Source organism: Janthinobacterium sp. CG_23.3 (assembly GCF_046115965.1).
In the GTDB taxonomy this organism is placed as follows: domain Bacteria; phylum Pseudomonadota; class Gammaproteobacteria; order Burkholderiales; family Burkholderiaceae_D; genus Janthinobacterium.
The window spans coordinates 1-21,873 of record NZ_JBJXIB010000031.1 but is presented as its reverse complement, the minus strand read 5'-3'; the positions used below and the strand labels follow the sequence as shown (position 1 = coordinate 21,873).

15 protein-coding genes and 1 pseudogene are annotated in these 21,873 nt (G+C 65.2%); 3 read left to right on the top strand and 13 right to left on the bottom strand.

What is annotated here, in order from left to right; translation table 11 throughout:
• Window positions 1-47: 47 nt before the first annotated feature.
• The 5 genes from ACFDR9_RS10130 to ACFDR9_RS10110 all read right to left on the bottom strand — a co-directional run bounded on the left by ACFDR9_RS10130 (window position 48) and on the right by ACFDR9_RS10110 (window position 5,862).
• Window positions 48-1,193, bottom strand: coding sequence for a glycosyltransferase (locus tag ACFDR9_RS10130; RefSeq protein ID WP_409030915.1), 1,146 nt, complete (start codon window positions 1,191-1,193; stop codon window positions 48-50).
• Window positions 1,154-1,942, bottom strand: a complete 789-nt coding sequence (locus ACFDR9_RS10125; protein WP_409030914.1) for a glycosyltransferase family 2 protein — start codon at window positions 1,940-1,942, stop codon at window positions 1,154-1,156. Before ACFDR9_RS10125 ends, ACFDR9_RS10130 begins: the two co-directional genes overlap by 40 nt.
• A gap of 104 nt (window positions 1,943-2,046) precedes the next feature.
• Window positions 2,047-3,264 (bottom strand): oligosaccharide flippase family protein, encoded by a 1,218-nt coding sequence (locus tag ACFDR9_RS10120; protein ID WP_409030913.1) that lies wholly within the window; start codon window positions 3,262-3,264, stop codon window positions 2,047-2,049.
• Entirely contained in the window at window positions 3,245-4,600 is a 1,356-nt protein-coding gene (locus ACFDR9_RS10115; protein WP_409030912.1) for a hypothetical protein, read from the bottom strand. Before ACFDR9_RS10115 ends, ACFDR9_RS10120 begins: the two co-directional genes overlap by 20 nt.
• Before the next feature lie 368 nt (window positions 4,601-4,968).
• Window positions 4,969-5,862: a sulfurtransferase gene (locus ACFDR9_RS10110; RefSeq protein WP_409030911.1), complete on the bottom strand. Its 894-nt coding sequence runs from the start codon at window positions 5,860-5,862 to the stop codon at window positions 4,969-4,971.
• A 122-nt stretch (window positions 5,863-5,984) separates the two neighbouring features.
• Between ACFDR9_RS10110 and dnaE the strand changes: the two genes are divergently transcribed.
• Window positions 5,985-9,533, top strand: coding sequence for a DNA polymerase III subunit alpha (gene dnaE / locus ACFDR9_RS10105; protein ID WP_409030910.1), 3,549 nt, complete (start codon window positions 5,985-5,987; stop codon window positions 9,531-9,533).
• A 107-nt stretch (window positions 9,534-9,640) separates the two neighbouring features.
• Here dnaE and ACFDR9_RS10100 read toward each other — a convergent pair whose 3' ends face one another.
• From ACFDR9_RS10100 to ACFDR9_RS10080, 5 genes are all read right to left on the bottom strand, one after another.
• A complete protein-coding gene (locus tag ACFDR9_RS10100; protein WP_409030909.1) occupies window positions 9,641-9,871 on the bottom strand; it encodes a DUF6139 family protein in 231 nt (76 codons plus the stop codon).
• 115 nt (window positions 9,872-9,986) lie between these two features.
• Window positions 9,987-10,973, bottom strand: a complete 987-nt coding sequence (locus tag ACFDR9_RS10095) for a glycosyltransferase family 8 protein (RefSeq protein WP_409030908.1) — start codon at window positions 10,971-10,973, stop codon at window positions 9,987-9,989.
• Window positions 10,970-12,073 (bottom strand): glycosyltransferase family 9 protein, encoded by a 1,104-nt coding sequence (locus ACFDR9_RS10090; RefSeq protein ID WP_409030907.1) that lies wholly within the window; start codon window positions 12,071-12,073, stop codon window positions 10,970-10,972. The genes ACFDR9_RS10095 and ACFDR9_RS10090 overlap by 4 nt, the downstream gene beginning before the upstream one ends.
• A gap of 38 nt (window positions 12,074-12,111) precedes the next feature.
• The gene (gene msbA, locus ACFDR9_RS10085) at window positions 12,112-13,845 is read right to left on the bottom strand and encodes a lipid A export permease/ATP-binding protein MsbA (RefSeq protein WP_409030933.1); all 1,734 of its coding nucleotides are present in this window, start codon (window positions 13,843-13,845) and stop codon (window positions 12,112-12,114) included.
• A 23-nt stretch (window positions 13,846-13,868) separates the two neighbouring features.
• Entirely contained in the window at window positions 13,869-15,089 is a 1,221-nt protein-coding gene (locus ACFDR9_RS10080) for an O-antigen ligase family protein (RefSeq protein WP_409030906.1), read from the bottom strand.
• A gap of 173 nt (window positions 15,090-15,262) precedes the next feature.
• On the opposite strand from ACFDR9_RS10080, the gene ACFDR9_RS10075 reads away from it, so the two are divergent.
• Complete coding sequence (locus ACFDR9_RS10075; RefSeq protein ID WP_409030905.1) at window positions 15,263-16,798, top strand: diguanylate cyclase; 1,536 nt, start codon at window positions 15,263-15,265, stop codon at window positions 16,796-16,798.
• 31 nt (window positions 16,799-16,829) lie between these two features.
• Here ACFDR9_RS10075 and ACFDR9_RS10070 read toward each other — a convergent pair whose 3' ends face one another.
• Both ACFDR9_RS10070 and ACFDR9_RS10065 read right to left on the bottom strand, forming a co-directional pair.
• Entirely contained in the window at window positions 16,830-18,605 is a 1,776-nt protein-coding gene (locus ACFDR9_RS10070; protein WP_409030904.1) for a methyl-accepting chemotaxis protein, read from the bottom strand.
• 338 nt (window positions 18,606-18,943) lie between these two features.
• Window positions 18,944-20,206, bottom strand: a pseudogene (locus ACFDR9_RS10065) (malic enzyme-like NAD(P)-binding protein); the annotation flags it as partial.
• A 220-nt stretch (window positions 20,207-20,426) separates the two neighbouring features.
• Between ACFDR9_RS10065 and ACFDR9_RS10060 the strand changes: the two are divergent.
• Window positions 20,427-21,485 (top strand): LacI family DNA-binding transcriptional regulator, encoded by a 1,059-nt coding sequence (locus ACFDR9_RS10060; RefSeq protein WP_017877138.1) that lies wholly within the window; start codon window positions 20,427-20,429, stop codon window positions 21,483-21,485.
• Between the two features lie 67 nt (window positions 21,486-21,552).
• Here ACFDR9_RS10060 and ACFDR9_RS10055 read toward each other — a convergent pair whose 3' ends face one another.
• A complete protein-coding gene (locus tag ACFDR9_RS10055) occupies window positions 21,553-21,771 on the bottom strand; it encodes a hypothetical protein (protein WP_409030903.1) in 219 nt (72 codons plus the stop codon).
• Window positions 21,772-21,873: the final 102 nt, after the last annotated feature.

The window sequence follows — 21,873 nt, the reverse complement described above, 5'->3', positions numbered from 1 at the left end:
TTTCACTCTTCTAAAATTCTGGTTGGACGGGCATGGGGCGTGGCCTCTCATGCCTCCTGGGGCAGGCGCCCACGTCGGTAAAGAGCCTCCCAGGTCGCCACGGTTTGTTGTAATGAATAGCGCGTCAGTACCCGTTGGCGCGCCCGCGCGCCGAGCCCGGCCGACTGCGCCGGGCCCATGGCCAATGCTTGCTCGAGCGCGCCGGCAAGGCGTTCGGAATTTTGCGGAGGGACCAGTAAACCACAGTCGCCAAGCACTTCCAACACGCCGCCGCAATCGGTCGCCACGACCACTTTTTCGCTCGCCATCGCCTCCGCCACAACCAAGCCGAAACCCTCCCAGCGCGAGGACAGGACGAAGACGTCGGCGGCGTTGTAGAGCGCCTCGGTATCTGCGCGCACGCCGAGGAAGGTAACGTTGTCCTGCAAGTTCAGTTGGGCCGCCAAGCCTTGCAGCTCGGGAAGGAGCGCGCCGGCGCCGGCGATCCACAGCACCGTCTTGCGCGCGCCTTGGTCGACGCTGGAAAACGCCCGCAGCAGGTTGGGGTAATCCTTCGCCTCGGCCAGGCGGCCCACCGCCAGGACGAGGCGGGTATCGACGGCCAGCCCGGCCGCCGCGCGCAGTTGCTGACGCGCCGCGCCGTCGCTGCGGAATCTGTCGGTGTCGATGCCATTTGTGACGGCCAGCATGCGGCCCTTGGGTGCGGCGCCCTTTGCCTCGAACATGGCCACGGCGTTGCCGCTGACGTTGGTAAACAGGTCGCCCAAACGGTCCGTTAAACGGTAGGCCAGCATACGCAGCCTGCCGCCTTCATTGGTGCTGTGTGCGGTGCAAATCAAGCGCGGCACCTTGCTGGTCAAGCGCACCAGGCGCGCCAGCAAATTGGCATGCACCATATGGCTGTGGACCACGTCGGGCTGATAGTCGCGGATCAGGCGCCGCAGGGCGCGGTAGCCGCAGGCCATGCCGGCGAACGAATGCGTCATGCCCAAGCCGCGCACTTGTATTGCGCTATGGCGGGGCAGGATGCCGGGTTCACCGGTTAAATACGCGAGCACCACGGTCGCACCGCGCTGGGCAAAACGATCGGCAAGGTCAATGACCTGGCTTTCGGCGCCGCCGACGCCCAGGCCGGTAATAACAAACAATATTTTCATACGCTGTTTTTTTTCATCAGCGCGTAATATAGGCATTGTAAGCTTCTGACGGCGCACTTTAATTTTTGCAAGCCGATTTTTTCGCGGGAAAATTGTGAGCGGTAATACGTGAGGAAGCCCTGCGGATTACGCCGCAAGTTCTGCAGGAAGTTTTTCGAATAGCCGTCGGGAAGGTAATCGCACAAATAGATGGATTGCATCGTCATGAACAAGATTCTGCCCGCGTCTCCGATCTTGTTCCATATGTATAGTTCGGGAACAAATTGTTCACCTGGGATGACCGGAAACGGATGGGCCAGTAACGACGAGCGCTTGAACACATAAGCAAGATCTCCCTTCAGGAGGTGCCCGGCGGCGGTCGGATGCAGGAATTGTTTGGGCTCCAACGGCTTGCTTTCGCCAATCAGGCCGCCGCTGAAGTGTGACTTGCGGAAACACACGCCGGCCAAGTCGGGCGCCGCGTGGTCGGCGATGGCCAGGCGTATGGCGGCAATGGCGTCGTCGCTCAGCGCATCGTCGCTGTCGAGAATTAAGACCCAGTCGCCGGCGGCCTGGACCGCGCCGGTATTGATGGCGATATGTTTGCCACCGTTTTTTTGGTGGACGTAGCGCACGCTGAAATCCGCTTGCCCCGTCCATCCCCGCACCAACTCCTCGGTGGCGTCGGTGCTGCCGTCGTCCACCACCAGCCATTCGAACTGCCTGTCGGTTTGCTGCTGTAGGCATTGAAACACCCGCTCCAGGATGTAGGCGCGGTTGTAAGTGGGGGTCAATACGGTAATCATTCTATGAACCTATGTTAATGTGTTGTTCTGTCACGCGCCAAGACGAGCAAGCCAGGAGCTTCCGTTTATCTATCAAAGCCTTGCTGTCTTCGGGCCAATACAGTCTATTTCTTCGCAAAAAAATAGGCTAGCGCGACGCAGCTCATTGCCTCGGCGCAAAAAAACGCCGCCGCCATGCCGATGGCACCCAGCGTTGGCACCAGCCACAGCGCCAACAGGCAGATCACGCCGATATTCATAATCATGACGCGACTGGCAAGCTGTTCCCGACCGGTAGGGATGAACCAGAGAATGCCCACCGCCATGCTACAGACGCGCATTGGCACGATCCATACCAGCATGCGTAACAGAGGCACCGCGTCAGTATAGCCCGGGCCGAACGCCAGATGCACCACCCATGGGGCGAGCACGGTCGTTGTCGCAGCGAAGGCAACGGTGGCCAGCGCCAGCGCGATCAGCCAGATCCCGACGCTCTTCTTTGCTTCGCTCTGCGAAGTTGACTGCATTCTGACCAGATGCGGGAACGCCGCGTTGAGTAACGGTCCCGCCAGACCGGTGGCGGCACGCACCAGTTTCTCCGCCGGAACGAACGTGCCCACGGCACGTGCTCCGCCCAGCCCGCCTAACATGGTCGAGGCGACCGAACCCATGACCGCTTGCGCGCCTTTATACAGGAACAGATCCCAGCTTTCGCGCAACACCCGCCATCCACCTCCGACCTCAAAGCGGCCGATGCCGGTTTGGCGCAGCATGGCGAGCGTGGGGACCAGGGTGTTGAGGACGCCAATGCTAGCCTGGATAAGCAATACTCGCTCGGTGTGCTGGGGCGTCGAGACCGTAAGAATGACAAGCAGCAATCCTGTTCCGCGCAAACCAAAATCTAGCATTGCGGGCAACATCAGTTTTTCCGTGCCGAAATAATACCATATCGGGCTGAAGCCGAACGCCACGGTAAACATCGCGATCCAAATGAACCAATGGCTGGGAAGGGCAGTCGCGCCAGTGCCGAAAAGCATAATGGCGGCAATGACGACACCCACGGCCGCGCTCAGCATCAGTTTGGCGCACAGTACATCGGCCACCAACTGGCCCAGCGCCGCGCGGTCACCGTTGGCGCCGACCACTCTGCGGGCGGCGCTGAAGCTAAAGCCAAATTCGACAAAGACGGCCGCCGTCATCGCGATGCCCAAGGCGTACATGATTTCCCCGTAGCCTTGCTGCCCCAGAGCTCGGGCCAGGATCGGAAGTTCGATGAGCGGTATCAGCAGGCCGCCTATCTGGGCCAACAACAGCCAGGCTGCATTAATCGCTACGCTTGACATGAATCATCACACTAGCAATCGCGCCCACCACCAGGGCCCATTCCGTCAATTCGTTGCTCAGCGGGTGTAGGAAGCCGGTCAACAAATACAGAGATAGGATCGATACGGGCGCCAGCATCAAATCGAAGCGCTCGGCCAGGACTGCGGGCCGTTCGACCAGGTATTGTATCGCCCGATACAGAGGGAACAACATGAACAACATGTAACCGGCCAGCGCAATAATGCCTTCGTCGCCGAGTATCTGTAGATAGGTCATGTGGATCACGGTTCGTTCACCGTTTTCTTCGATGGTGGTGCAGCCGAATCCGCAACCCCAAGGGAATTGGGCGAGGGCCTGCCTCCAGCCATCCTGCAACATGAATTGGCGGGTCGTAACGTTGCCTTTCACCAGGCGCGACGAGCGGGCGCTGTTTTCGATTGACGCGATCACATCCGCCGGCGACTGTATGGTGGCGGGCGTCGTAGCGGCACCGGCTTGCGGCGTCGGGTTCGCGCGGAAACTAAACGAAAAACTCTTCACTTTTTCGATGCTGCTGACGATCTGCGTGTCATAGCGGCCTTCGACCCAGGTGAGCATGACGGGTTGGGCCAGAGTGAAGAGCAACGCGGCCAAGACCATCAGGCCGGCGTGGGCGCGCAGGCCGCGGCCGGGCACCTTCAGCCAGACGCCGCATGCCGCCAGCGCGGCCCACGTCACGCCCAGCCATAGAACGGAGGTTCGGCTGCCGTCCAGCGCCATCGCCAGCATGGACAAGGCCGCCAGGCCCGCGGTCGTCCAGGTCGGTCGTTTGACATGATGCCACAGCGCGCAAGGCCACATATAAGCGCCGGCTTTCCATAGCACGCCCGGCCAGATTGCAAGCCAACCCATGCGCCCGTCGCCCAAAATCACCATCGCGTTGTTAAAACGGAAAACAATGAAGAAAATCAGGGGAATAACGGAAACAACGAGTGCAAGCGTCAGTGCTTTTTCCAGCTGGGCGGAGGTGGTGCCCAGCAGCAGCAGGAGTAGCAAGACCAGCAAAATAACTACATATTTCGCTATGGTGTAGAGTCCGGTTCCATTGTGCAGTGCGCCCGAGATCGCAATGCCTGTCATGAACAGCATCCAGCCTAGAAGCATCGGCTTGTAGGGCTTGACCAAAACAATCAGTGATGCGAGGCGACGCGTTAAGGGCGTCGTGGTGAGTGCGAAGCATACGGCCGAAATTAGTAGCAGCAGAGAGATAACCCAGTTGAGGTTGCCTCCAATGTATATCTTTACAGTGCCTAGCATTGAAAAAGCTATAAACAGCAAAAAAAATCCATTTGAAATTGAGTACACTATTTCGTCCAATCTATCCAAGTTGAACACGTCGGTGTATGTACGTGTTCAAAAATTCTGCGGGCAGGGCAACGCAGAGTTGTCATCGCTAATACGCAACAATACAAGATTTCACGGGTTTATGCGATGTCTGCATGTTATTACGACAATTTTTGACAATCCCCGCATATTATTTTTTATTGCCTGCGGCAGCCGAGGAAATTCGCCAGCGTCGCTTGGGACGCAAACGAATAAAATGGACGGGAAGGCCGTTCAAATTGAGAAATATCGCGCTTCAAGTACAAGCGCCATTGCCGGGAATATTAATGTCATAACGTTAATGTTATCGGTATGGTCGAGCCGCTGCCATGTCCTGCTGAGTAATATGCGGCGTGCCGCGCTTAGTTGTCGCGCCGTTCGTGGCAATGCGGGCACGACACCTCGTACACGTATTCCGGCGCCAATTGCTGGCGCGGCGTGACGACGGCGCGGCAGACGAAGCATTGCACCGTCTCGGTCGGCTGCAACTGCGGGTTCAGCGCGGTGCGGTAGTCGAACACGAAGCAGTCGCCGGTGTAGTGCTCGCCGCCAACCTCCTCGAAATACTTCAAAATGCCGCCGTCGAGCTGGTACACGCTGTCGTAGCCGATCTCCTTCATGTGGATGGCCGCCTTTTCGCAGCGGATGCCGCCGGTGCAGAAGGTCACCACGGTCTTGCCCGCCAGCTCGTCCTTGTGCGCCGCCGCCACCGCCGGGAATTCGGTGAACTTGTCGATGCGGTAGTCGAGCGTGTTGTTAAACGTGCCGACGTCGACCTCGAAGGCGTTGCGCGTTTCCATCATGACCACCGGCTTGCCGGCGTCGTCGACGCCGCTGTCGAGCCAGCGCTTGAGCGTGCGCGCGTCGACCGACGGCGCCCGCCCCAGCTCCGGCTTGATCAGCGGCATGCGCATCGTGATGATCTCGTTTTTCAGCTTGACCAGCATGCGCTTGTGCGACTGTTCCTCGGAATAGCTTTCCTTGACCTCGATGTCGGCGAAGCGCTCGTCGGCGCGCAGCCAGGCCAGGTAGTTGTCGACCGCCGCGCGCGGGCCGGACAGGAACATATTGATGCCCTCGGGCGTCAACAGGATCGTGCCCTTCAGGCCCAGCTCGGCGCAAATGGCCTGGAATCGCGGCCGCAACGCCTCGGTGTCGTCGACGGTGATGAATTTGTAGGCGGCGATGTTGACGTGGGCGGCGGCGCTGGCCTGCCTGGCCTGGTCGGCTGCGCTGGAGTGGGGTGTGGCGTGCATGGTGGCGATCAAAAAAGACGGAACAGGCGATATTATAAACTTTGTCGCGGCCCGCTCCGGGGCGGGGCGCCGGGGCACGGTAAAATAGCGCCAATTGAATTTGCAAAAGATTGGCACACAGGATGGAAATGCTTACCCAAGACGCCGCCGCCGCGCAGGCGCACGCCGCCCAGCCGCGGGGACCGGCCTTCGTGCACCTGCGGGTGCACTCCGAATACTCGATCGTCGACGGCCTGGTGCGCATCGACGACGTCGTCGGCGCCGCCGCCAAGGACCGGCAGGCGGCGCTGGCCGTCACCGACCTGTCGAACCTGTTCGGCATGGTCAAGTTCTACAAGGCGGCGCGCGGCAAGGGCGTCAAGCCGGTGGTCGGCTGCGACGTCTGGATCAGCAACGACGACAACCGCGACAAGCCCTCGCGCCTGCTGCTGCTGGCGAAGAACCGCGTCGGCTACCTGCAACTGTGCGAGCTGTTGTCGAAGGCCTGGCTGACCAACCAGCACAAGGGCCGCGCCGAGGTGCGGCCGGAGTGGTTGGAAGCATTGGCGGGCACGCCGCTGAGCCTGCTGCCCGACACCAGCCCGGCCAACGGCCTGATCGTGCTGTCCGGCGCCCACTTCGGCGACGTCGGCATCGCCATCGAGAACGCCAACCTGGCGCTGGCCGAGCGCAGCGCGCAGCGCTGGGCGCGGGTGTTCCCCGGCCACTTCTACATTGAAATCCAGCGCGGCGGCCAGCCCAATCAGGAACGCCAGGTGCGCCAGTCGGTCGCGCTGGCGGCCAAGCTGGGCCTGCCGGTGGTGGCGACGCACCCGGTGCAGTTCATCGACCGCAACGAATTCATCGCCCACGAGGCGCGCACCTGTATCGCCGAGGGCGAAATGCTGGCCAACGCCAAGCGCGTCAAGCGCTTCAACGACGAGCAGTGCTTCAAGACCCAGGCCGAGATGGCGGCGCTGTTCGCCGACCTGCCGGCGGCGCTGGCTAACTCGGTCGAGATCGCCAAACGCTGCAACCTGACGCTGGTGCTGGGCAAGCCGCAACTACCGAACTTCCCGACCCCGCCCGGCATGACGATCGACGAATTCCTGGTCGCCGAGTCGAAGGCCGGCCTGGAGCAGCGCCTGCTGCAGTTGTACCCGGACCCGGCCAGGCGCGAGGCGCAGCGCGCCCGCTACGAGGAGCGGCTGAAGTTCGAGACCGACACCATCAGCAACATGGGCTTCCCCGGCTACTTCCTGATCGTGGCCGAGTTCATCCGCTGGGCCAAGGAAAACGGCGTGCCGGTCGGACCGGGCCGCGGCTCCGGGGCCGGCTCGCTGGTGGCGTATTCGCTGCTGATCACCGACCTCGACCCGCTCGCCTACAACTTGCTGTTCGAGCGCTTCCTGAACCCCGAACGCGTCTCGATGCCCGACTTCGACATCGACTTTTGCCAGGAGGGGCGCGACCGCGTCATCCAGCACGTCAAGGACTTGTACGGCAAGGACGCGGTGTCGCAGATCGCCACCTTCGGCACCATGGCCGCCAAGGGGGCCATCCGCGACGTCGGCCGGGTGCTCGACTTCGGCTACAACTTCTGCGACGGCATCTCCAAGCTGATCCCGTTCAAGCCGGGCAAACCGGTGTCGATCGCCGACGCCATCAAGGAGGAGCCGCTGCTGGCCGAGCGCCTCGACAACGAGGAAGAGGTCAAGCAGTTGCTCGACCTGGCCCAGCAGGTCGAGGGCATCGCCCGCAACATCGGCATGCACGCCGGCGGCGTGCTGATCGCGCCGGGCAAGCTGACCGACTTCTGCCCGCTCTACACCCAGGGCGGCGACGGCGGCGTGGTGTCGCAGTACGACAAGGACGACGTCGAGGCCGTCGGCCTGGTCAAGTTCGACTTTTTGGGCTTGACCACGCTGACCATCCTCGACCGCGCGGTGCGCTACATCAAGCAGCTCGACCCGGCCCAGGCCGACTTCGACCTGGCCAGGTTGCCGCTCAACGACAAGGCCTCGTACGAGTTGCTGACCAAGGCCAAGACGGTGGCGGTGTTCCAGCTCGAGTCGCGCGGCATGCAGGGCATGTTGAAGGACGCCCGCCCCGACCGCTTCGAGGACATCATCGCGCTGGTGGCGTTGTACCGCCCGGGTCCGATGGACCTGATCCCCGACTTTTGCAAGCGCAAGCACGGCGAGCGCTTCGACTACCCGGACCCGCGCACCGAGTCCATCCTGTCCGAAACCTACGGCATCATGGTCTACCAGGAGCAGGTGATGCAGATGGCGCAGATCGTCGGCGGCTACTCGCTGGGTGGCGCCGACATGCTGCGCCGCGCCATGGGCAAGAAAAAAGCCGAGGAAATGGCCGAGCACCGCCAGATCTTCCGCGACGGCGCCGCCAAGGACGGCTTGACGGAGCAAAAGGCCGACGAGATCTTCGACTTGATGGAAAAGTTCGCCGGCTACGGCTTCAACAAGTCGCACGCCGCCGCCTATGCGCTGCTGTCCTACCATACCGCCTATTTAAAGGCGCACCACACCGCCGCCTTCATCGCCGCCAACTTGTCGCTGGCGATGGACGACACCGACAAGATCAAGATCCTGGTCGAGGACGCCATCGACGTCTGCGGCCTGACCTTGCTGGCGCCCGACATCAACCTGTCGGACTACCGCTTCACGCCGGACGGCCCGGCGCCGTCGGTGTCGGGCAAGCGCGTCACGCAGATCCGCTACGGCCTGGGCGCGGTGAAGGGCTCGGGCCAGAGCGCGATCGAGGCGATCATCGCGGCGCGCCAGAAGGACGGCCCGTTTACCGACCTGTTCGACTTCTGCCAGCGCGTCGACAAGCGCCAGATCAACCGCCGCACCATCGACTCGCTGATCCGCGGCGGCGCCTTCGACTGCTTCGGCGTCGACCGCGCGGTGTTGCAAGCTTCGGTCGGCTTCGCCATGGAATGCGCCGAGCAGAGCCTGAAGGCGGCCAACCAGGTCAGCCTGTTCGGCGGCGACGACAGCGACATGGTGGCGCCGCCCGAGTACGTCAAGGTGGCGCCGTGGAGCGACAAGCAAAAGCTCACCGAGGAAAAGATCGCGCTCGGCTTCTACCTGTCGGGCCACCTGTTCGACTCGTACGCGCCGGAGGCGCGCCGCTTCGCCCGCACCAAGCTGGCCGACCTCGACCCGTCGCGCGAGCCGCGCATGATGGCCGGCGTCATCACCGGCATCCGCACCCAGCTGACGCAGCGCGGCAAGATCATCATCGTCACGCTCGACGACAAGAGCGGCACCGTCGAGGTGACCGTGTACAGCGAGTTGTTCGAGCAGAACAAGAAGATTTTCAAGGAGGACGAGTTCCTGGCCGTGGTCGGCAAGGTGTCGGAGGACCGCTTCTCGGGCGGCTTGCGCATCACCGCCGAGAAGGCGTTCGACATCGTCGCCGCGCGCATCCAGTACGGCCGCCAGCTGGGCCTGGCGCTGCCGGCCACGCTCGATTCGAAGCGGGTGCGCGAGGTGCTGCTGCCGCACCGCGCCGAGAACGGCTTGCTGATCGCCGCGCGCGTGGCGCCGCAGGGCGTCGCCTGCACGCTGCAGTTCGGCGAAGAGTGGCGGGTGGCGCCGTCGGACGAGCTGCAACTGGCCTTGCAGCAACAGCTGGGCGCGCAGGAGGTCGCCGTCGAGTATTGATAAAACCGGGGACAGAAAACCGGGGACAGACCACGATTTTCGAGAAACTCTTTCGAAAATCGTGGTCTGTCCCCTTTTACACGTGGTCTGTCCCCTTTTACACGCTGTTACACGTCGTTGACGCTGGTGATCGCGTAGCCCTTGGCGGCGATTTGCTCTTGCGTATGCGCGATGCTGTAGTCGGGCAGCGCGTCGGCGCCCTCGTCGAGCTCGACCGCGCGCGCCTCGGGCAGCCAGTCGGTGTTGATTGCCTCCTGCGGGATCGGCTTGCCTTCCGGCACCGCCAGATACGAAAAAACGCCGTCCTGCTCGGCACGGCGGTAGATATCGATACGCATGATGTTGCCTCCTTGCGGTGGGCGCCGCGGCTATGGGACGGTGAGGGCCGCCAGCCGGCGCTTGCTGGCAAGTATGGCACGATTGCCGCGGAGGCGGCGTTCGCCGCGGCCGCGCTTATTTGGCGGCGCGTTTGCGCAGGTAGCGCAGGAACCACGCCAGGCTTTGCAGCGGCTTGCTGCGGCGCCACAGGAAGCGCGAATGCATGCGCATTTCCTTGGTGTTCTTCGGCGCCGGGTCGAGCGGCATGCCGGCCCAAGGCGACAATTCCAGGTAGCGCCGGAACAGCAGGCGGGCGTCGTGGCCGCTCCAGTCAGTCCACGGCTTGACGGCGCCGGCGAAGTGGATGAAGACGGCCTTGCCGACCGGCCGCATGGCGGTCTTGTTGACGTCGAGGTCGTGGATCAGGTCGTACAAATAGTTCCAGCGCGGCGACACGTAGCGGGCGCGCCCGTTGAGCACGATGTTCAGCGCGTCCTGGTCGTTGAAGCGCATGTCCTTGGTGCCGTGCATTAGCGTATCCAGCGTTCGCGCGCTGATGTCGGCGTCCATCCACGGCTGCAAATTCATCAGCAGCACGCCGGCGTTGAAGTACTCGTTGTGCGCCAACTCCAGCGCCGCCACCCGGCGCCGCGTCGTCACCGGCGCGTCCGGCACCACCACGGCGATGTCGCCGCCCAGCTCCAGCGCGATCATCTCGGCGATGCTGGCCACGCACAGGATGTCGGCGTCGAGGTACAGCACGCGGTCGGTCTGGCCGCCCAGCACCGTCGGAATCACCAGGCGCGTGAAGATCGACAGCGAGTAGTGCGAATGGCCGAGGAAGTGCGCGAACTGGCTGAACGAGGCCGGCTCGAGCAGGTGCAATTGGGTGCGCACCGGGTATAGCTGCTCGAACGCGGCGATGCGCCGCTTGTTGTCGTCCGACAGGTCGAGCGTCAGCACGTGGAAGGTGAAGTGCTGCCCGGGATTGTTGGCGATGATCGAGGCGATCGTCGCCCCCATCGGCCGGCAGTAGTTGTTGTCGACGCAAAAGGCGATGTGGAACGAGGCCAGGCCGTTGGCGCCGCGCGCGGGCGCGCCGGTATCCACGGCGCCGCTCACGGGAGGGCTTTCATGACTTGCTCGACCGGGATCGCCTTGACCCAATCGCTGCGCCGCGCCGCCGTGATGACGCTGCTGTTGGCCTGGTCCAGCGGCACCCATTCGGGGTTCTTCTGGCGCATCAACGCCACCACCGGCACGTGCACGGCGTTGGCCAGGTGCATCACCGCGGTCTCGACCGAGACGATCAGGTCGCACTGCGCCAGCATCGCCGGCAGCTGGAAGAAATTCTCCTCGGCGCTGAACAACTCGGTGCGTTCCAGGCCGTAGCTGGCGATCACGCTGCGGGCGTTGGCCAGTTCCGACGGCACCGCGTTGACGATGAAGCAGGCGTCGCGCCAGCCGTCGCGCTGGCGCATCGCGGCGATCAGCTCGGCGACGCGCTCCAGCGGCCAGCAGCGCTTGTGGGTCTTGGCGAAGGGGTTGACGAAGACCAGCTTGCCGCTGCGCGGCGCGAAGCCCCAGCCGGCCAGGCGCGCGCGCGCCTGTTCGTGCCAGCGCTCGGGAATGTCGACGAAGGGGAAGCGCGCCGCCGGCGCCAGGTCCAGGCCGCACAACTGGCGGAACCAGTCGGCGTAGACGTCGCTGATGTGCCGCGGGCCGTCGCGGCCGGCGTCGTAGGGCGCCAGCGCGGCGTCGAGCTTGCGGTAGGCCAGGTGGTGGTGCGGCTGGAAGAAGCCGACGGTTTTTTTCATGCCGACCACCAGGGCGCGCGGGCTGACGGCGCGCGCCAAGCCGGCGTACAGGTGCGGGCGCAGCGTCGCCAGCGAGACCACCAGCGGGTAGTTCTCCCGCTGCGCGGCGGCGATCGACTGCTGGTACAGCGCCGGGCTGTAGGTGTCGCTGTAGACCTTGTCGAAGCAGCCGCAGGCGCGCACCCAGTCGTACAGCGAGTATTTTTTCAAGCCGTCCCACTGGGCCGCGTCGGCCGTGCGGCGCACCTCGTCGACCCACAGGTGCACCTGCAGGTGCGGGTGGGCCTGCTTGAAGGCGCGGAAGCAGTTTTGCAGGTAGGTGAAGTCGCCCAGCGCCAGGTGGGCGATGAAGAGGATTTTGTCCGACTTGCGCAGCAGGTCGGCGGGGATCAGTGTGTGCGTCATGGGTGCTCTGGCGGCCGTGGTAAGGGAAGGGGTTGGGTTCAGGCGGCTTGCTGCGAAAACTGCAGGCTGTGCAAATTGGCGTAGACGCCGGCGCGCGCCAGCAGTTCGCGGTGGCTGCCGGTTTCGACGATCTGGCCGTGCGACAGCACGACGATGCGGTCGGCCCGTTCGATGGTCGACAGGCGGTGCGCGATGACGAAGGTGGTGCGCCCGCGCATCAAGCCCTCCAGCGCCGCCTGCACCGCGCGCTCGGACTCGGTGTCGAGCGCCGAGGTGGCCTCGTCGAGGATCAGGATGGGCGCGTCCTTGTAGATCGCCCGGGCGATCGCCACGCGCTGGCGCTGGCCGCCCGACAGGCGCGCGCCGTTGTCGCCGATCGGCGTCTCCAAGCCTTGCGCCAGGCCCTGCACCACGTCGCCCAGGTGGGCCGCCGCCAGCGCCGCCTCGACGCGGGCGCGGTCGGGCGCGGCGTCGCCGTAGGCGATGTTGGCCGCCAGCGTGTCGTCGAACAGCACCACGTTCTGGCTGACCATGGCGATCTGGCCGCGCAGGCTGGCCAGCGCGATGTCGTCGATGTTCTGGCCGTCGAGCAGAATGCGGCCGCTGCTGACCGGGTAAAAGCCCGGCAGCAGGCCCACCAGCGTCGACTTGCCGCCGCCGGACATGCCGACGAAGGCCACCGTTTCGCCCGGCGCCACGCTCAGGTCGATACCGCGCAGCGCCGGCTCGGCCTGGCCGGGGTAGTGGAAGCCGACGCCGACGAAGTCGACCCGGCCGCCGCTGCGCCGCGCCAGCACCTGGCCGCCGACCCGTTCCGGGGTCTTGTCGATCAGGCTGAAGACGGCTTCGGCCGCCGCCAGGCCGCGCTGCAGCGGCCCGTTGACCTCGGCCAGTTGCTTGAGCGGCGCCAGCAGCATCAGCATCGCCGTGATGAAGGAGACGAAGCCGCCCACCGAAATCTGGCCGGCGGCGTGCTGCGACAGCGCCATCACCACCACCACCGACACCGCGGCGGCCGTCATCAGCTGGGTGATCGGCACGGTGGCGGCGAAGGTGCTGGTCATGCGCATGGTGTAGCGGCGCAGGTTGTCGGCGCGTTGCTGGAAGCGCGCCTTTTCATAGTCGTGGCCGCCGAAGATCTTGATCACCTGCTGCGCCCGGGTGGTCTCTTCGATCACCTGGGTCAGTTCGGCGTTCACCGCCAGCGAGTCCTTGTTGAGTTTTTTCAGGCGCTTGCCGGTGGTGCGCACCACCAGCGTGATCAACGGCAGTAGCACCAGCGTGACGATGGTCAGGGCCCAGTTCAGGTACAGCAGCCAGGCCAGCAGGCCGAGCACGGTCAGGCTGGCGCGCACGATCGAGGTGAACACCTTGGTGACCATTTCGATGATTTGCTGGACCTCGAACATGATCGAGTTGATGACCTTGCCGACCGTGTTGGTGGCGTAGAAGTCGATCGGCAGGTTCAGCATGCTGGCGAACATTTGCCGGCGCAACTCGTTGAGGATGCGCGTCGAGACCCAGGTCATCAGGTAGGAGCTGGTGAAGGTGGCCAGGCCGCGCACCAGGAACATGCCCATCACGGCGGCCGGCACCACCCAGTAGGAAAACGCCGGCTTGCCGGAAAAGCCCTTGTCGAGCAGTTGCTGCAAGGCGTACGGCAGCAGCGGCTCGGTGGCGGCGGTGACGATCATCGCCAGGAAGGCCAGCGCCAGGTGTTTTTTGTACGGCGCGTGCAGCGCGGTCAGGCGTTGCATGTCGGGCGGCAGCATCATGGGGTTCCTTGCAACTGCGGTCAGAGGGGGACGGCCGGGGTACGGCCTGCGGCGCGCAAACCCGACCACAGGATCACCGTCAGGAACGCCAGCATCATGACGCCGATGTTGAGCGTCAGGAAAGTGGTGGTCAGGCCGAACACCATGTAACTGATGCCCAGCGAGACGCCGGCCAGCGCGTAGGGATGGACGCGGCGGTCGCTGCTTTTCAGGCGGCGCGCAAACAGCGTCAGCGGTAGCAGGAACAGGGCCAGCACGGCGGCCAGGCCGAACACGCCTTGTTTGACCAGCGCGTCGAGGTATTCGTTATGCACATTGGTATATTCACCGATCGAGGCCGGCACCTTGCCCTGGTGGATCAGTGCGAGCTTCTGGTCCATGAAACCCTGCTTGCCCCATCCCAGCAACGGCTTGGCGGGCGTCATGACAATCGCGTTGCGCCACATTTCCAGTCTCTGGCCGAGGGAGGTTTCGGTATTGACGGCGCGGGAAAAATCGCGCGCCTCCTGTAGCGAAGCCAGGGTGCGCGCCTTGACGGTCGATTGCGGAATCGCATACGCCACCGCGATCAGCGCCGCCAGCGTCAACAGGCCGGCGTATAAATAACGGCGGCCGTGCATGTTGGCGTAATGCAGGCATAACACGCAGGCGCAGACCGGCATCGCAATCCAGCCGCCGCGGCTGCTCGTTAGCATGGAGCCGACCATGCCGAAGACGCTGCCCAGCAGAAGCAGGACCGTCCAGGCGGCCCGGCGCGGCTGCGTCAACGCCCAGCCCAGGCCGGACATGCACAAAATGCCCAGCAACATGCTGATATTGCCAAATTGGATGGGATTGGTGGTGCCGCCCGGGCGCACAATCCCTTGCGCAAGAAGTTGCCAACCGACAAATACACCGCCGCCAATGGCGCCCACGGCCAAGCCGGCCCACACCGATGACGGTTTGGCCGGATAGGCGAGCAACAACAATAACACCGGCACGGCCAGCAGGAACCTCAGTGGCGCGTCATATTCCCTGCCCGGGTCGGCATGGAAGGCGACGATCGCCGATCGGACGATGAAGTACAGCAACAGTGTGCCGATCAACAGGTAGTCGGCTTTTTTCAAGGCCAGCACCGGCCGTTTCCATAGCAGCGCCGCGCTGCCGACAAAGAGCATGGTGGCCCCAATTGAGTAGCCGCCGCCCAGCGCTAGCGCCAGCGCGGAAAAAAGAAACACGGCTAAGGAGTTGTAACCGACCATCAAATGATTCCTTGAAGTATCCAACCCGGTAGAGACTTATTCTAGCCAAACCGCAAAATCAGAGAAGTTATAGAAGTCGGGCATTGTAAACTAAACCAGCCACTGACCCGGCGTTCAGCGCGCCGGCGGCGTCGTTTTACTGTATAAAGCAAATAAACAATTTCCGGGTATCTATGTCGAAGCGCCGCCCCATCACATTTTGGGCCACTGTTTTTGTCGCCGTCGTCTGTCTATCGCTGGTTGCCATCGACGGCTGGCGCAGCTGGAACGCGCGCACGCAGCAGTTGCTGGAGGTCGAGCGCTCGGCCACCAACCTGGCGCGCGCCATGGCCCAGCAGGCCGACGACACCATCAAGGCGGCCGACACCAGCCTGGCCGACATCGTCGAGCGCATCGAAGTCGACGGCGCCGCCGCGCCGGCGCTGGCGCGCCTGCAGCGGGTGCTGCGCGGTCACGTCGCCGAGCTGCCGCAGTTGAACGGCCTGTTCGTCTACGACGTCGACGGCGCCTGGCTGGTCAATTCGCGCCCGGAACCGCTGCGGGAGCGTAACAACGCCGACCGCGAATACTTCCAGTTCCACCGCGCCGACCCGGCGCGCGGCGCCCACATCGGCACGCCGGTGGTCAGCCGCTCCAGCGGCAAGTGGGTGGTTCCGGTGTCGCGCCGCATCAACCGCGCCGACGGCGGCTTCGCCGGGGTGGCGTTGGCAACCATCGACGTCGACTATTTCAAGCGCTTCTACCAGAGTTTCGACATCGGCCAGCGCGGCGCGGTGGCGCTGACCACCAACGCCGGCACGCTGTTGCTGCGCCGGCCGTTCGACGACGCCACCATCGGCATGAGCATGGCGCGCAGCGCGCTGTACCTGGCCTACCGCGGCGCCGGGCCGGTGGGCAGCGTGTTCCTGGAGTCGCCGTTGGACGGCGAGGTGCGCCTGAACAGCTACCGCGCGCTGCAACACTACCCGCTGTTCGCCACGGCCGCGCTGTCGAAGGACGAGCAGTTGGCCAATTGGCGCCGCGACACCTTCCTGCATTCGCTGGGCGTGCTGCTGCTGGCGGCGTTGTTGGGGCTGTTCGGCAAGCGCCTGGTCCAGCAAATCGGCCTGCGCGTGGAGGCCGAGGCGCAACTGCTGGGCGCGCGCGACGCGCTGGAAAGCCTCAACCGCCAGCTCGAAAAGCTGGCGTTGCAGGACGGCCTGACCGGCCTGGCCAACCGGCGCCAGTTCGACGCCACGCTGGCCGGGGAATTCAGCCTGGCCGGGCGCGCCGCCGCGCCGCTGGCCTTCATCATGCTCGACGTCGATTGCTTCAAGCAATACAACGACCACTACGGCCACATCGCCGGCGACGCCTGCCTGCGCGCGCTGAGCCAGTGCATCGTCGCGCTGATGCCGGGGCGGCGCGGCGAACTGGCGGCGCGCTACGGCGGCGAGGAAATCGGGATTTTACTGCCCGACACCGGGCTGGACGAGGCGCTGGCGCTGGCCGAGCGGGTGCGCGCGGCGATCGAGGGTTTGCGCATCGGCCACCGCGGCAGCCCGGCCGGCGTCGTCACCGTCAGCGCCGGGGTGGCGGCGCTGTTGCCGCGGCGCGGAGCCGGCGCGCCGGCGCGCCTGCTGGAGGCGGCCGACAAGGCGCTGTACGCGGCCAAGCTGGGCGGACGCAACCGCGTCTGCGCCGCCGCCGCCGCGCCGGCCTGCGCGTAGGCCTAGGCGCAGGCCGTCGACCCGGGACGCCTTAAAACTCTTCCCAGTCGTCGGGCGCGGCCGCCGCGGCGTTGAGCAAGCGCTTCGGCGCCGGCGCCGCCGGCGCGTGGCGCGACTCGGCGCGGGCCTCGGCTGCGCCGGCCGGCGCGGCGGCGCGCGCGGCATGGGCGCCGGCGTTGCCCTGGCGCACCGGGCGGGGCGCCGGCGCGGCCGGGGCCGCCAGCGCGGCGGCGCTGGCCTCGTCGAGTTGGAACACGCTGACCAGCTGCGCCAGCGCGCCGGCCTGGTCCTGCAGCGACTCGGCGGCGGCGGCGGCCTGCTCGACCAGCGCGGCGTTCTGCTGGGTCACGCCGTCCATCTGCGTGATGGCCTGGTTGATCTGCTCGATGCCGGCCACCTGCTCCTGGCTGGCGGCCATGATTTCGCCCATGATGTCGGTAACCCGGCGTACGCTGGAGACCACCTCGTCCATGGTGGCGCCGGCTTGCTCGACCAGGCGGTTGCCGACCTCGACCTTCTCGACCGAGTCGCTGATCAGGGTCTTGATCTCCTTGGCGGCGGCGGCCGAACGCTGCGCCAGGTTGCGCACCTCGCTGGCGACGACGGCGAAGCCGCGGCCCTGCTCGCCGGCCCGGGCCGCCTCGACCGCCGCGTTCAGCGCCAGGATGTTGGTTTGGAAGGCGATGCCGTCGATGACGCCGATGATGTCGACGATTTTCTTGGCCGAGGCGTTGATCGAGCCCATCGTCTGCACCACCTGGCCGACCACGGCGCCGCCCTTGACCGCCACGTCCGAGGCCGACAGCGCCAGCGCGTTGGCCTGGCGCGCGCTGTCGACGTTTTGCTTGACGGTGGAGGTCAGTTGTTCCATCGACGAGGCGGTTTCCTCCAGCGAGCTGGCCTGCTGCTCGGTGCGGGCCGACAGGTCCATATTGCCCGAGGCGATCTGGCGCGAGGCGGTGGCGATGGCCGCCGTGCCGCCGTGCACCTGGCCGACGATGTGGGCCAGGCTGTCGCGCATCGCGCGCATCGCAAACAGCAGGCTGGACTGGTCGCCGCGGGCGGTGCTGATCTGCACCGCCAGGTCGCCGCCGGCGATGCGGCCGGCGATCTCGGCCGCGTAGTCGGGTTCGCCGCCGAGCTGGCGCAACAGGCTGCGGCTGACCCACAGCGCGGCGAGCACGCTGGTGAGCAGGGCCAGCAGGCCGAAGCCGAGCATCAGCGCGCGCGCGCCGGTGTAGGTGCGCTCGGCCGCCAGCGCGGCGTCGGCGCTCATCTTGTCTTCCAGCGCGACCAGCGCGCGCAGCGACTCCCACCAGCGTTTTTGCACCGGCCGCAACTCGTTGCGCAGCACTTGGTAGGCTTGCTCGCCCTGCTGCGCCTGCCCCAGCTCGGCGGCCCTGACGATCAACGGCGCCGCCAGCGCCGCGTCGAGCTTGACCTTGTCGAGCAGCGCGCTGCGCTCGGCGGCGCTGTCGGAGCGGGCGGCGAACATCCGGCTCAGCTGCTCCTGCGCGGCGGCGTAGGCTTTCGCCTGGACGTCGATGCGCGCCAGTTCGACCTGGATTTCGCCCGCGTCCTTGAGCAAAATGAGGTTGCGCAGCGCCAGCGCGCGCTCGGTCACCGTCAAATCCATCGTCGCCGCCAGCCGGGACTCGACCGCGTTGACCTTGGTGATCTCGTCCATCTGCTCGCGCATGGCGCCCATGCGGTTCACGCCGAGCCAGGTCACCGTGGCCAGCAACAGCGACACCAGGCCGTAGCCGATGCCCAGGCGGGTCGCCACTTTCATCTTTGCAGCACTCATATCGTTTTTCTCCAATGGCCAGCGTCGGGCCGCGCGCCGCGCGCACGGGGGCGCGGGCGCACCCGGCCGCCCGCATCAAATATTTCCTAGAGGATTTTTAGAGTCGCATCGGCGTACGCCGCTGTCAACGCCGGCGGCGGGCCCATCAGATGTGGCTCAAGCTTGCAGCAGATAGCCGGCGCGCCTGTTGCAAACGGGCCGGAAAAGGGGAAGAAAATGAAGTGCCGGGGACGGCAGCGGGAAACCGGGGGCGGGCAGCCGGCGCCGCGGCGCGAAGGCCAGAGCTCTTCCGGTCTGGCCCCGGGGTGACGCCCTGGGTCGGGACGGAGCGCTTACAGCGCCGGCACCGTCACCATCGGACGCGTTGCCACGCCCGAGGACACGGCGGCCAGCGCGACGGCCGGCGCGACCCGGTGCAGCAGGCGCGGGTCGAACGGCGACGGGATCAGTTGCAGCGGCGTCAGCGCGCTCTCGGTCTGGCCCGGCAGCGGCTCCTTGGCCAGTTGCGCGATCGCGCGCACGCAGGCCAGCTTCATTTCCTCGTTGATGGTAGTGGCGCCGACGTCGAGCGCGCCGCGGAAAATGTAGGGGAAGCACAGCACGTTGTTGATCTGGTTCGGATAGTCCGAGCGGCCGGTGGCGACGATGGCGTCGCCGCGGGTGGCGTGGATCAGCTCGGGCGAGATTTCCGGGTTCGGGTTGGCCAGCGCGAAGATCAAGGGGTGGCCGGCCATCGACTCGACCATCGCCGCGCTGACCACGCCGCCCTTGGAGACGCCGATGAAGACGTCGGCGCCGACCATGGCGTCGGCCAGCGAGCGGTCGCTGGTGTCGTTGGCGTAGCGCGCCTTGTTCTGCTCCATGTCGGCGTCGCGGCCCGGGTAGATGACGCCCTGGCTGTCGCAGACCTTCAGCAACTGCTTGTTCAGGCCGAGCGAGCACAGCAGGTCGAGGCAGGCGATCGCCGCGGCGCCGGCGCCCGAGACCGCCACGCGCACCGCGCCGATTTCCTTGCCGACCAGTTCCAGGCCGTTCAGGATGCCGGCGGCGACAATGATCGCGGTGCCATGCTGGTCGTCGTGGAAGACCGGGATGTTCATGCGCAGTCGCAACTGCTGTTCAATATAGAAGCAGTCCGGCGCCTTGATGTCTTCCAGGTTGATGCCGCCGAAGGTCGGCTCCATGCGGCAGACGGTGTCGATGAACAGGTCGGGGTCGTTCTCGGCCAGCTCGATGTCGAACACGTCGACGTCGGCGAACTGCTTGAACAGGCAGGCCTTGCCTTCCATCACCGGCTTGCTGGCCAGCGGACCGATGTCGCCCAGGCCCAGCACGGCGGTGCCGTTGGTGATCACCGCCACCAGGTTGCCGCGCGAGGTATAGCGCCCGGCCGCGCGCGGGTCTTCGACGATGGCTTCGCAGGCGTAGGCGACGCCGGGCGAGTAGGCCAGCGTCAGCGCGCGCGCGTCGTCCAGCGGCTTGGTCGGCACCACCGAGATCTTGCCGGCGCGCGGCAGCGCATGGTAGGCCAGCGCGGCGTCCTTCAGGGACAGCTTGTCGGCGGCGGGAACGGCGTGCAGCGGGGTGTTCGATGTAGGCATAGGAGAATATTGGTAAGCGGCGCGCGGCCGGGTTAAAATGAATGGTTTTGCAGCGTTTTATGCAAGCGTTTGCACGCCGTGTAACATGGAATTTACCAGATAATGGCGGAAAAGAAATTCATTTTTTGCCGCGTGTTACGCAAACGCTTGCCTGGACGGCCGCCGCGCGGCCGGGGCGTTTTTGCCGGTTCCGGCCACTTTATTGCAGTTTGAAAGGCACATGACAACCAAAGCCGCCACGTTGAACGATGTAGCACGGGCCACCGGCGTCCACCTGTCGACCGTCTCGCGGGTGATGAATCCGGAGACCCGCGGCAAGGTCAGCGCCGAGGTGGCAAAACGCATCCTGGCGGAGGCGCGCCGGCTCGGCTACCGCACCAACCGGGCCGCCTCGACGCTGGTTACGCGCAAGTCCAACATCATCGGCGTGGTGCTGCCCGACATCACCAACCCGGTCTTCCCGCCCATCCTGACCGGCATCGAGGAGGGCTTGCGCAAGCACGGTTACCAGGCCATCGTCGCCAACGTCGGCGCCGACGAGGAAGAGCAGCGCTTCGTCATCAACCTGCTGCTGGGGCAGCAAGTCGACGGCCTGATCCTGGCAACGGCGCGGCGCCACGACCCGGTGGTGAAGATGTGCGTCGAGCAGCGGGTGCCGCTGGTGACGGTGAACCGGCGCGACGAGAGCGGCATCGCCTCCTGCGTCATCAGCGACGACGGCCACGGCATGCGCCTGGCGGTGCAGCACCTGCTGGCGCTGGGGCACCGCCACATCGGCCATATCGCCGGGCTGGACGCCTTGTCGACCGGGCATTTCCGCCGGCTCGGCTTCGTCGCGGCGGTGCAGGCCAGCGGCATCGACGCGGCCGGGGTGACGGTGTGCGAGAGCAGCGGCCACACGCGCGAGTGCGGCAAGGCGGCGCTGCTGGAGCTGATGCGGCGCGCGCCGCGGACCACGGCGGTGGTGACCGGCAACGACCTGCTGGCGATCGGCTGCTACGACGCGCTCGCCGAACTGGGCCTGCGCTGTCCGCAGGACGTCTCGGTGGTCGGCCACAACGACGTGCCCTTCATGGACATGGTGCGCCCGCCGCTGACGACGGTGCGCATCCGCCACCACGGCATGGGCGTGGAGGCGGCGCGCCTGATCTTGCAGAGGATCGAGACGCGCGACGCGCCGGTGCTCGACATCCGCCTGAAGCCGGAGCTGGTGGTGCGCGAGTCGAGCGCGGCGCCGCTGCTCGACAGCGGCGAGCGGGCCGCCGCGCATCTGGTGTAGCGGAGGGTACGGGGAGGGGGCTTCGGCGTTACCCCGCCGGCTTTTCGGCGTTGCCGGGCCGCTTCATTCACCCCGCGCGTTTTGCCGCTTCCGCCAACACCTCGCGCAGTTCGAAATGCAGCGTCGTGAACTGAACATCATCGCTCAGCGCCTGATCTGGCATGCAGCGGACATGGCACTCCTGGAACTCTTGCGCGCTGGAAAACGTCTCCCCCCGCCACACTTCCTCGGGGATATGGCCGAACTGGATGTTGTATACCTTGGTCGCATTGATCAGGCAGCGCAAGTTTTGCTGTGACTATTCAGCCTGAGCGTACAGCGTAGAAAGTTGTTGTAAACGAATCGTGGATAACGCATCATGCGTGCATGCCACCAAAACCGCCCCGCC

Excerpts from the sequence above, each read along its gene's own strand:
- ACFDR9_RS10090 (WP_409030907.1), bottom strand. The coding sequence starts at position 12,073 with ATGACGCACACACTGATCCCCGCCGACCTGCTGCGCAAGTCGGACAAA.
- ACFDR9_RS10080 (WP_409030906.1), bottom strand. The coding sequence starts at position 15,089 with ATGGTCGGTTACAACTCCTTAGCCGTGTTTCTTTTTTCCGCGCTGGCG.
- ACFDR9_RS10120 (WP_409030913.1), bottom strand. The coding sequence starts at position 3,264 with ATGTCAAGCGTAGCGATTAATGCAGCCTGGCTGTTGTTGGCCCAGATA.
- ACFDR9_RS10110 (WP_409030911.1), bottom strand. The coding sequence starts at position 5,862 with ATGCACGCCACACCCCACTCCAGCGCAGCCGACCAGGCCAGGCAGGCC.
- ACFDR9_RS10060 (WP_017877138.1), top strand. The coding sequence starts at position 20,427 with ATGACAACCAAAGCCGCCACGTTGAACGATGTAGCACGGGCCACCGGC.
- ACFDR9_RS10125 (WP_409030914.1), bottom strand. The coding sequence starts at position 1,942 with ATGATTACCGTATTGACCCCCACTTACAACCGCGCCTACATCCTGGAG.
- msbA (WP_409030933.1), bottom strand. The coding sequence starts at position 13,845 with ATGCTGCCGCCCGACATGCAACGCCTGACCGCGCTGCACGCGCCGTAC.
- ACFDR9_RS10130 (WP_409030915.1), bottom strand. The coding sequence starts at position 1,193 with ATGCCTATATTACGCGCTGATGAAAAAAAACAGCGTATGAAAATATTG.
- ACFDR9_RS10100 (WP_409030909.1), bottom strand. The coding sequence starts at position 9,871 with ATGCGTATCGATATCTACCGCCGTGCCGAGCAGGACGGCGTTTTTTCG.
- dnaE (WP_409030910.1), top strand. The coding sequence starts at position 5,985 with ATGGAAATGCTTACCCAAGACGCCGCCGCCGCGCAGGCGCACGCCGCC.
- ACFDR9_RS10075 (WP_409030905.1), top strand. The coding sequence starts at position 15,263 with ATGTCGAAGCGCCGCCCCATCACATTTTGGGCCACTGTTTTTGTCGCC.
- ACFDR9_RS10070 (WP_409030904.1), bottom strand. The coding sequence starts at position 18,605 with ATGAGTGCTGCAAAGATGAAAGTGGCGACCCGCCTGGGCATCGGCTAC.